8 protein-coding genes are annotated in these 9,672 nt (G+C 34.8%); all 8 read left to right on the top strand.

Translation table 11 applies throughout. The annotated features are described in order from the left end of the window. The coding region (gene tssD / locus Q0625_RS03445) for a type VI secretion system tube protein TssD (protein ID WP_298823498.1) at positions 1-107 on the top strand (107 nt) is incomplete at its 5' end. Between the two features lie 90 nt (positions 108-197). Continuing rightward, positions 198-593, top strand: coding sequence for a type VI secretion system tube protein TssD (gene tssD / locus Q0625_RS03440; RefSeq protein ID WP_298823497.1), 396 nt, complete (start codon positions 198-200; stop codon positions 591-593). 38 nt (positions 594-631) lie between these two features. Beyond that, positions 632-2,527 (top strand): type VI secretion system tip protein VgrG, encoded by a 1,896-nt coding sequence (gene vgrG, locus Q0625_RS03435; protein ID WP_298823496.1) that lies wholly within the window; start codon positions 632-634, stop codon positions 2,525-2,527. Positions 2,528-2,530: 3 nt separating this feature from the next. After that, on the top strand, positions 2,531-6,505 hold the full coding sequence (locus Q0625_RS03430) for an HET-C-related protein (protein ID WP_298823495.1): 3,975 nt from the start codon (positions 2,531-2,533) through the stop codon (positions 6,503-6,505). A gap of 1 nt (position 6,506) precedes the next feature. Then, complete coding sequence (locus Q0625_RS03425; protein WP_298823494.1) at positions 6,507-7,211, top strand: hypothetical protein; 705 nt, start codon at positions 6,507-6,509, stop codon at positions 7,209-7,211. A gap of 16 nt (positions 7,212-7,227) precedes the next feature. Next, positions 7,228-7,401, top strand: coding sequence for a hypothetical protein (locus Q0625_RS03420; RefSeq protein WP_298823493.1), 174 nt, complete (start codon positions 7,228-7,230; stop codon positions 7,399-7,401). Positions 7,402-7,428: 27 nt separating this feature from the next. After that, positions 7,429-7,857, top strand: coding sequence for a GPW/gp25 family protein (locus tag Q0625_RS03415; RefSeq protein ID WP_298823492.1), 429 nt, complete (start codon positions 7,429-7,431; stop codon positions 7,855-7,857). A 64-nt stretch (positions 7,858-7,921) separates the two neighbouring features. Further along, on the top strand, positions 7,922-9,672 hold a 1,751-nt coding region (locus Q0625_RS03410; protein ID WP_298823491.1), incomplete at its 3' end, for a type VI secretion system baseplate subunit TssF.

Raw genomic sequence — 9,672 nt, 5'->3', positions numbered from 1 at the left:
GAGAGCATTTTGATGCCTCAGGAGAAAAACCCCTCACAGAATCCTTTACCATTTCTGCAAGGAAATTAGAAATGGGTACAGGTGCCTACGAAAATGAGTGGGTGTAGAACTTATGGAAAAAGGGTAGCGCTTTAGGGTGCTACCCTTTTCTGCTTAAAACAGACGAAAATAAAAGTAATTTCTAAAATAATATAGATATGTCTTTCAAAGTCAAATTAGAATTAGATGGAAAAACCTATAATGTATTGGCTTGTAGGTATAATTTCACACAAAATGTAGATCAAACAGGACTTCCAAAAGGGATGCCAAGAGGTGGCGAGATTTTTATTCGTTTGGAAAGTACAGGAGAACCTGACTTGTTCAAATGGATGAATAGTGTTAGTGAGACCAAAGATGGTAAGATTATTTACTATCGTAGAGATGCAATGAGTAAATTGCAGGAACTTTCTTTTAAGAAGGCTTTCTGTATAAGTTTTACAGAAGACTTTAATGCCAATAGTACAGAACCTTTGCAAATTGAGCTCATTTTATCGGCACAACAGATAACAATTAACGGCATCACCCATAACAAACAATGGAAAATGGGTATTTAGATCTGTATTTTTAAATTTCATTAGTAAAAAAGAATCCTATGAATAACGATAATACTTCAGTTCCAGGTCGCACGAATAATCCAGAAACCTTTGCTAAATTTGCTTCAGTAAAGAACTTTCAAGATTTTTTGAAAGATAAGGAAAATTCAGTAGTGATGATTACCCTTTCTCTCAATGGTAAAGGATTTTTAGACACTGCCACTTTTTCTTTACAACTTTCACAGCACACCAATGCCCACGATGAGTTTACCATTGTGGTCAATGACACAGCTATTGATGACTTTACAGGACAAGTGATGAAAAACTCCAAAGATCTTTTAGGAGAGAACATTACTATTCATTTCCATCATCACGGAAGTATTGTACAGTCATTCAAAGGGATTATAGCCAATATCCGCAACCGCAAAGACGAAGGAGGCGGACACGGCAGGCTCTATATCTCAGGCTATGCACCAAGTATCATTTTAGAAAATGGCAAAGACTGTCAGTCGTATGAAAACAAAACCCTCCCCGAAATCATCGCCGAAGCCACCACTGAATACCCACAAGAAGCCAAGGTAAATACCGAAGGAATGATTAATACCAAGTATAAAATTCCTTATGCAGTACAATACAAAGAATCTGATTATCGTTTTATCAGTAGGTTAGCTCGTCGTTATGGAGAATTCTTTTACTACAATGGCACCCAGCTTATTTTCAGTAATGAAGCACAGAACACAGTAGAGCTTTTTGAAGGAGATGATATGATGGATGTAGAGTTTGAACTAATGATCAAGCCTCAAAACTTCACCTATTTATCCTATGATGCCGAAAAAGCAGGTACAGAACAAAAAAAGACCCAAGAGGTACGCTTGCAAGACAAAGTGAATCCTTTTCAGTTTGCGGCTATCAAAGCCTCAAACAAAGTCTTTACCAAAGTACCTGAAATGCCTTATGTAGCCATACCAGAACAGTTTAGAGGAGATTATTTAAAAGATGTAGTACGAAGAGAGAAAGAAAGCCGAGAACAGCTGATGCAAGTCAGAGGGCGAAGCCGTAATCCAAAGGTGCGTATAGGAGGCTTTGTAAAACTCAAAGACATCAATGGCAAACCAATGGAAACCTACCGAGTGATAGATATCAAACACTATCAATCAGGAGATGAGTATTACAATGAGTTCATTGCTATTCCTGATGTATATATTGCTTACTATTACGATGAGGAAGCTCTTCCGAGAGCTGAACAGCAAATAGCCAGAGTAATGGACAATAACGACCCTAAGGGATTAGGGCGTGTGCGTGTACAATTTATTTGGCAAGAGAAATACCAAGCCCAAACCCCTTGGATACGTGTGGTACAACCCCACGCAGGAGCAGACAAAGGCTTTTACTTTATCCCCGAAATAGGCGAGGAAGTATTGGTTGATTTTGAAGATCAGAATGCTGAACGCCCGTTTGTAATTGGTGCTAATTACAACGGTAAAGAATACAGCCCTTTCTACAACCAAAATAATGATATCAAAGCCATACAAACAAGAAGTGGTCACCGACTTATCTTCACTGAAGACGAAAGCATTTTACTCTCAGATAAGAATGGTAATACCTTAAGATTTGATACACAAGGTAAGAACATAGAGATTTCTGCACCTGAGAATATCATCATTAAGGCGGGCGGAGATATCAAAATGCAAGCAGGTAACAATGTGGCTACTACGGCTAAAAACAATATAAGCCTTTCTGCCCAAGAAGGTAGTCTTTCTAATTTAGCAAAAGAAGATATTGTCAATCATTCTGAAAATATCTCTAATACAGCTGAAAATTATATAGAAATAAAAGCTAAAACATTATTGATTAATGCTTCTAAAGAAACAGAAATAAAAAGTGGAAAGAAGTTATTAATGAAAAGTGAATATACAGAAATAAGTGGAGCTATTAACAAACTTGAATTGCCTTAAATTATGTCTCAAACGATTGCCCTACTCACAGATATAACTTCAGAAGGAAGTGTGATACTCACCCAACAAACAGGTGCCAAACTCAATGGTATGCCTATTGCTACCAGAGGAAGTAAAATTACTTATAAAGGGAGTCCTACCGATCAACCTATTGAGTTTGTCTCAGGGGTATTGCTCAATGGGCAACCACTCACCTTTGTAGGAGCCAAAACTTCCTCTGGTGCTACACTCATGTCCACAGGTAAGACAACGGCCTCCATAGGCAAAGTGGAAAGAGATACTAAGGAACCCCAAAAACCTATAGAAAAAGAACCAAGAAAAATAGTTCTGAAAAGTACTTATCCTTATGAGGAACTACATAAAATATCTCAGGAATTTGCCGAAGGTCCTTTTACTTTGTTACTCACTTCTTTTTTTGAAAAGGATATAGAATGGGTAGCCTACCGAGATTTATACCTTCAGTTACGAGACAAAAAACTCTTAATGCCTCCCATTGTTGTAGTTGAAGAGCATTGTAAAGGCAATAAATATGCTGCTTTTAACTCTGAAACTGAAAGCATAGAAATAAGGAGATCTTGTGTGATACAAGCTGTTGAAGGCAATAGAGTAGAACAAGAAAATGCCAAACAACTTCTCTTGTTAGGTTTGTTAGAAGAGTATGGGCATTATATTGACCATTATTTACGAAATCATTGTTCAAAGGTAGGAGGTGATGCTGAAAAAGATGAAGGGGCTGTATTTTCTTATTACCTCACTAATTATTGGATAACAGACCCTAAAATTGATTTTGCAACCATAGAAATTGATGGCGTAGCTACTCCTTTGTCTATTGATTTTACTGATATCATTCAAGATTACAATGATATAAAGGATAGGATCGAAAAAGATGTAAAGGATGATAAGAGAGAGTATTTCACTGCCAATAAAAAAGATAGTGCAAATGGTAGATTTGGTCATTTCGATTTTATTAAAGTCTTAGAAGAAGAAAAGATTCTAAACAAATATGCTATTTGTTGGATTTATTTAGGTAATTATTTGCGCGATATGAGCCAAGTAATAACTCCTACTATCAATGCCCTTAAGCAAGAACATATTGATTGTCTCAAAGCCTCTCACCCTGATATCCTTAAAAATAAACCTGAGTTTCTATCTCCTGTCTTATTATCTCGTACAAATTGGACGAAAATTATTGAGATAGTGGCTGCCAAACTCTTTATGGATGAAATGGACTCTGATACTACTGGGGGAGGCTATACAAAAGGATTCGAAACTATTTTAAATAAGGAAGTTGTAGCAAAGAATGATAACAATGTCCAAAAATTGGAAAAAGAACTGAAAGAAAAGTATGGCTTAGGGATAGAGGATGTTCCTCAACAATATGTAAATTTCGTAAAATATTTTGATTTTATTACTCCGTCTCTTTTAGGAGTGTCGCGCTCCGAAGAGCATATTGATAACCCTATTGGTACAGCTACTTTTGATGAAATTTCAGAGGACCTATACTATTGCCCTATTGAGGCACGTCCCTCTCTTACTGATTTTTATGGTATGAAACGCTATATTCGTAATGAGGATAATGGAATAGAAAGGGATACTGATAATAAAATACAAGAGGCTGTTATAAAAACAAAGGACGAGAAGGGCAGGTATTTTCAAGGACTCCCCACTGCTGTAGCTACAATGAAAAACTTCTTCAGAACAGGAGTTGCTAAATTCAAAAATAAAAACTTACCCACCAAACAACGTTTGTTAGGACTTACTGATATAGGTGCTGCACTTCATATCTTAGAGGACTATTTTGCTCATAGTAATTTCTGTGAAGTATTACTTATCAAATTGGGGATAACAGTTTATTCTTGGACAGATTATGCCGATCCTGAGCTCCAAAACTACAACAACGAAGGTCATTTTGAAGTAAAAAACAGTATACCTCCACAGGTATTCCATAGAAAGGAAGAGGCTTATTTAGAAAAAAACACTTATTTTCATGATGTTATGGAACTCCACAAACATCTGAATGAAAAAGGTATATGTATATTTCTTCCAAGTTTTGAAGCCGAAGGGGTTTATTTCTTGTACAAACCTAGAAACAAAGGACGTTTAGAATTGTATTTTGCTAGCAATAGTACGAAAGAATTAGAAGACGTAGAAGTTATTGCAAAAAGGAAAAAAACAAAATCTTCTAAAAAGACAAAGGAATTAAAAGACTCCAACTCTTCTATAAAAAAAATAACACTTATTCCTTCTGAAAAACCTATAAAGAAAAATATAGAAATTACCACCTCTATCAGTTTTCTATCTGGTACAAGTATAGAAGCAACTCTTTATACGTTTGTTGATAAATCTTTGAAAAGATGTATTCCTGAAAGAGAGGCTCAAATACGTTCATACAGAGGACTAACTTGCCATTTAGTCGAAAAACAAAACTTTAGCAACCCTTATAATATTGCTAAATCTATTCCTATTGTTACAGGGTTTTTTGGGGTTGATGATGCCTTGCACTCTATGATACACTTGCTCTCTGAAAGTGAATCTTATGAAGAAAAAAAAACTGATTATGACAGTTCTAGTAAACAAAGGGAAAAGGAAGATGCAGATGAAAAAAAGGCAGAAGAGGAAGCACAATTTATGTCTATCAATGAATTGGTAGAGCTTTATGTTACTGATAGTCTGATTGAGACGCAATCTAAAAACGGAGCAATTTCACCAAAAGCAGAAAGCACATATAGGGAATTGTTAGAGTTATTTGTTCTTTTTATAAAAGGGCGTAATAAGGTTAATAAATTTATGTATGAAGTAAAAAAGAAAGCGCGTGAATATATAAAATCCCTTACAGACCCCGTTACCAAGCCTTTTAAACCTAGTGTGGAATTTGTAGAAACAGTAAACACAATGGTAAAAAATCACTTCAAAAATTTTATCAATGAAAAAATAAGGAAAGCTATAAACCTCAATGCTGAGTTTATTGTGGCTTGCCAAAATTCTCATATTGAAAAATTAGGCACCAACCCCACTCATAGCCAGCTTGCCAAAGACGATCCCTCTCATCCCCTACACTCCTTAGCAGGTACCTTAGCCCGTTATTGTATAGGTCAAATGGGAGATATATTTAGCGCTTTAGCCTCTGCTGAAAATAAAGATATAAAAGGGAAAATATATGAAACTAAAGATATTGCAGAAATGCTAGTTGATAAAGCAGTAAGTTTTATGCAACATCCTTGCCAAACCAATTGGGCGGATGCTATTGCTCAGGAATGGCTCACAGCTACCCCTCTCCATCTTATAAAATTGCACGAACATGAATACCTATTCCATAACACTGTGCACTTGGCAAAAGAAGTAAAAAAGAAAATAAAACAGTTTCAAGAGCTCTTAGAACAAGCCAAAGAAATTGATTTACAGGAGCAATTGAAGGAGCTTTGTAGGGCCATCGAACAGTTTATAGAGGAAGTAAATGTTTTTGTTCGAAATGTAGAGAAAGAAGGAGAACGAGAAATAGAAGAGCTAAAGCGAAAAATAGAACATGGTAAAAAACAACTTTATGATTATTTACCGCAACTTAAAAAGAAGCCATTTAATTCTATTGAGCTAAAAATACTAAAACAAAATATCAGACGCCAATGTGAAGAGATACAATCCTATATTGATAAACTTTTAGAACACTTAAAACCACATACACATTCACATAATTTTTCACCGACTCTGCAAGGACAACAAAAGTCTTTTGCCCAAAGTAAAATAGAGGCTGATTATCAAGAAAAAAAACAGAGGTCAGATTTTACCAAAAAAATGATAGCCTATTGGAAAGCCACTAACGACGAGCAATATGCTTATGTTGATGCTTTAGAAAGCTATAAAACTATTTTAAAAAATGAAGAAAAATACATCGCCCAGAATGCCGAGTATTATATCAATCGCGTAAATAGGAGACGCAATAATCACTCCTTTTTAGTAGAACCAGAAAAAAGAAATGCCTAAAATGAAAAAAGTATTCATTATCCTCATAGTAGCCTTTATTACCATTGCCTGCAACGGGCAAGCTACTCTTGATGCCCAACGCAAAGAAGCTATAGAATCCTTTAAAAAACAAAAACATCGTTTTGAGATCAAAGGGTATAAAATATATTATAACGATCAATTACTAAAGTTAGATACAATTGATAATTTTTTAAAAGTTTTTGGAAAACCTTCTTACAAGGAAGGTATTAGATTAGTTTATAACAATATTCCTTTATGGGCAAAGAGTCCAACAGGAGAAGCTGTAGATGAAAAAGGAAGATTTATAGGCACTATAAGTGATCTTTTCATCTATTTTCGTCCTTTTTTCGAGGGGAATAAGTATTTTACCCCTGATATTGCAGGAGAAAAAGGAGTTGCCTTAAAACAAATGCCTGTGATAGATGGGTATATGTTGGTAGAGGGAATACCTATTGACAAGGATACTACCCCACAAGAATTAAAAGAAGCGCTACAACCCATTTATAGAGAAAACTATGGAGTTCTAATGGGCTCTCCTACACTCGTTTTCAAACTTACAGAAGAGCAAATCAAAGAAATTATCCCCCACTGGGGTGCCGATAAGTCCTATGATAATATCTTTATAGGTTTTGAGTTTGTCAGAGACCCTGATACTAAAGAAGCAAAAGGACTAAAAGCAGTGGAATATTACAATTTTTTGATGTAAAACAATATAGTCTAAAATGAAAAAAGTATTCATTATCCTCATAGTAGCCTTTATTACCATTGCCTGCAACGGGCAAGCTACTCTTGATGCCCAACGCAAAGAAGCTATAGAATCCTTTAAAAAACAAAAACATCGTTTTGAGATCAAAGGGTATAAAATATATTATCGGAACTTAAACAATACAAAGTAGAATAATCAAATACTCACAACAAACTTTATGAAAGGAATATATTACAAACTCCCCATTGATTTTGAAGGCTTGATAAAAAAACAAGACCTTGCAAAAATAGCTTTAGAAGATTCTATCTCTCAATCTATCTATACCCTAATGACCACTACTTTTGGGGAATGTAAATTTGATGAGACCTATGGTTGTGAACTGTGGGACTCGGATTTCGATCTGCTCAAGAGTGATAATGAACTAAAAGTCTTTGTTGCCAAAAGTTTGAAGAACAGTATTACACAACATGAAAAACGAATCTTTTTACAAGAGATAGATGTGAGAATCTCTGAACAAAACTTAGGAGAGATCAACAAAAAGCGGATAAAGAAAAAGGTTTTAGTTTCAGTAAGAGCCATTGTTTTAGAAACCAATCGCCCCTATGTGTATGATTTTTCCTTTTTTGTAAGCCCCTTGTCCTATTAATGATTAAAGCAACTATTTTAAAATCAAATAAATAGAAATGAATCAGGAACAGATAAAAAATAGAATGATAAAAAGAGCTTCACGAATGTGGGGCTATAGTGAGTTAGAGTCTGAAAGTTCTTTTGATCCTGTCTTAGAGCTCCTACTTTCAGCTTGTGCCTCAGAGCTTGAGAAATTGCGTTTTGAACAAGAAAATTCCCGTGCAAGAATTACAGATCGAATCCTCGAAATTATTTTCCCTAATCAAATAGTAGGAGTGGTACCTTCACAGACATTGTTACAACTCACTCCTGTAGAAAATAACATCCAGCTCTCTCGTTATAATCACTTCAAAGCTATCAAAAAAACTCAAAATATATACGACCCAACTCAGGTAAATACGAAAGATATCTATTTCAGCCCTACCTTAGAAATGAAACTTACCACAGCACAGGTGAAATATTTGCTGTATGGCAATAAAGCACTACAACAAGAAAGTTTTTTCTATCAGGAAGAGATAGCACGCTCAGAGAGGAATATCCCTTCAGGCGAATTTTGGATAGGACTGCAGGCTTTAGGGGTGGAAAAATTAGAAGATTTGTGTTTTTACATAGATGTAAATAACAAAGAGCAAAAAGAGTTTTTCACCTATTACCTTCAACAAGTAAAAGTCTTTTCAGAGGGTAAAGAATATGAATTAGTAGAGGGATATAATGTACCTATTAATAGTGTTGAGTATGAGAATATCATCGCTAAGAATTATACAGGTATAGATGCTATATATAATGAGGTAAACCAATTCTATCAAGGGAACTTCTTTACACTAAAAGGAATACTTTACCCTCCCCAAGGAGAAGAAAAATCAGTAGCAACTACTTTATTAGAAAACTATTTTTTCAATCATAACTTTATGACAGAGAAAGATATTATATGGTTGCAATTCAAATTCTATGAAGTCATCTCCCCTAAAGTATTAGAAAATGTACGTATTAATCTAAACTGTGTACCTGCTATTAATATACGACATACCGAAGATTACAAGCGTATCAAAGGACAACTTACACTTTACCCTCTTATGGGAGAGGATTCCTTTTTAGATATAGATTATATAGCAGATAATCACAAAAAAAGATATGATGTAAAAAATTACTTATCAGATGATAATATTTCTATTGTGTTAAGGAGAGGAGGAGTAGCGCGCTTTGATGAAAGGAATGCTTTAGAGCACCTGCAACATCTCTTAAGCCTTATCAGGGAGGAAACAGCTGCCTTTTCAGCTATTGGGAATGAATATGCTATAGAAGAAGAACTCAAACAAATAGGACAAAACTTAGCTTCTATCTACCAAAATATAAAAGAAAAAAATCTGTCTTTAAATACAAATCCTTATTTAATATTCTCTTCAAATAATAGAGAGATGGATATGAATTTTACCATTTCCTATTGGCATACAGCTGCAGAAGAAGGAAATGATATAAAAACAGGTGTGTTGTTGGATTGTGATAGTGAAAACAAAACAGCTATTAGTAGGGCCATTACAGTAAGGCCTTCCTTAGGGGGTAGGCGCGGACTTACTACTTCTGATAAAATTTTAGAATATCGTAATGCATTGCTTTCACGAGGTAGAATTGTTACTATTGCTGATGTGAAAACCTTTGCTAAAAGCCATTTTAAACATACTATTAAAGGATTAGATGTACAAAAAGGTACTAAAAAAGAAATCTCACTAAAAGGAGGTTTCAAAAGAACTATAGATATTTACCTAAATAAAAATAAAGAGATAGAAGTAAGTGAAACAGAATGGGAATACTTAAAGGATAGTTTCTTGATTAAGTT

Origin of the sequence: uncultured Capnocytophaga sp. (assembly GCF_938029845.1) — a bacterium.
In the GTDB taxonomy this organism is placed as follows: Bacteria; Bacteroidota; Bacteroidia; order Flavobacteriales; family Flavobacteriaceae; genus Capnocytophaga.
The sequence above is the reverse complement of the archived record's forward strand: the minus strand, read 5'-3'. Positions and strand labels throughout refer to the sequence as shown.

What these genes read in the sequence shown, in the direction of transcription:
- tssD (WP_298823497.1), top strand. Translation starts at nt 198, where the DNA reads ATGTCTTTCAAAGTCAAATTAGAATTAGATGGAAAAACCTATAATGTA.
- vgrG (WP_298823496.1), top strand. Translation starts at nt 632, where the DNA reads ATGAATAACGATAATACTTCAGTTCCAGGTCGCACGAATAATCCAGAA.
- Q0625_RS03430 (WP_298823495.1), top strand. Translation starts at nt 2,531, where the DNA reads ATGTCTCAAACGATTGCCCTACTCACAGATATAACTTCAGAAGGAAGT.
- Q0625_RS03425 (WP_298823494.1), top strand. Translation starts at nt 6,507, where the DNA reads ATGAAAAAAGTATTCATTATCCTCATAGTAGCCTTTATTACCATTGCC.
- Q0625_RS03420 (WP_298823493.1), top strand. Translation starts at nt 7,228, where the DNA reads ATGAAAAAAGTATTCATTATCCTCATAGTAGCCTTTATTACCATTGCC.
- Q0625_RS03415 (WP_298823492.1), top strand. Translation starts at nt 7,429, where the DNA reads ATGAAAGGAATATATTACAAACTCCCCATTGATTTTGAAGGCTTGATA.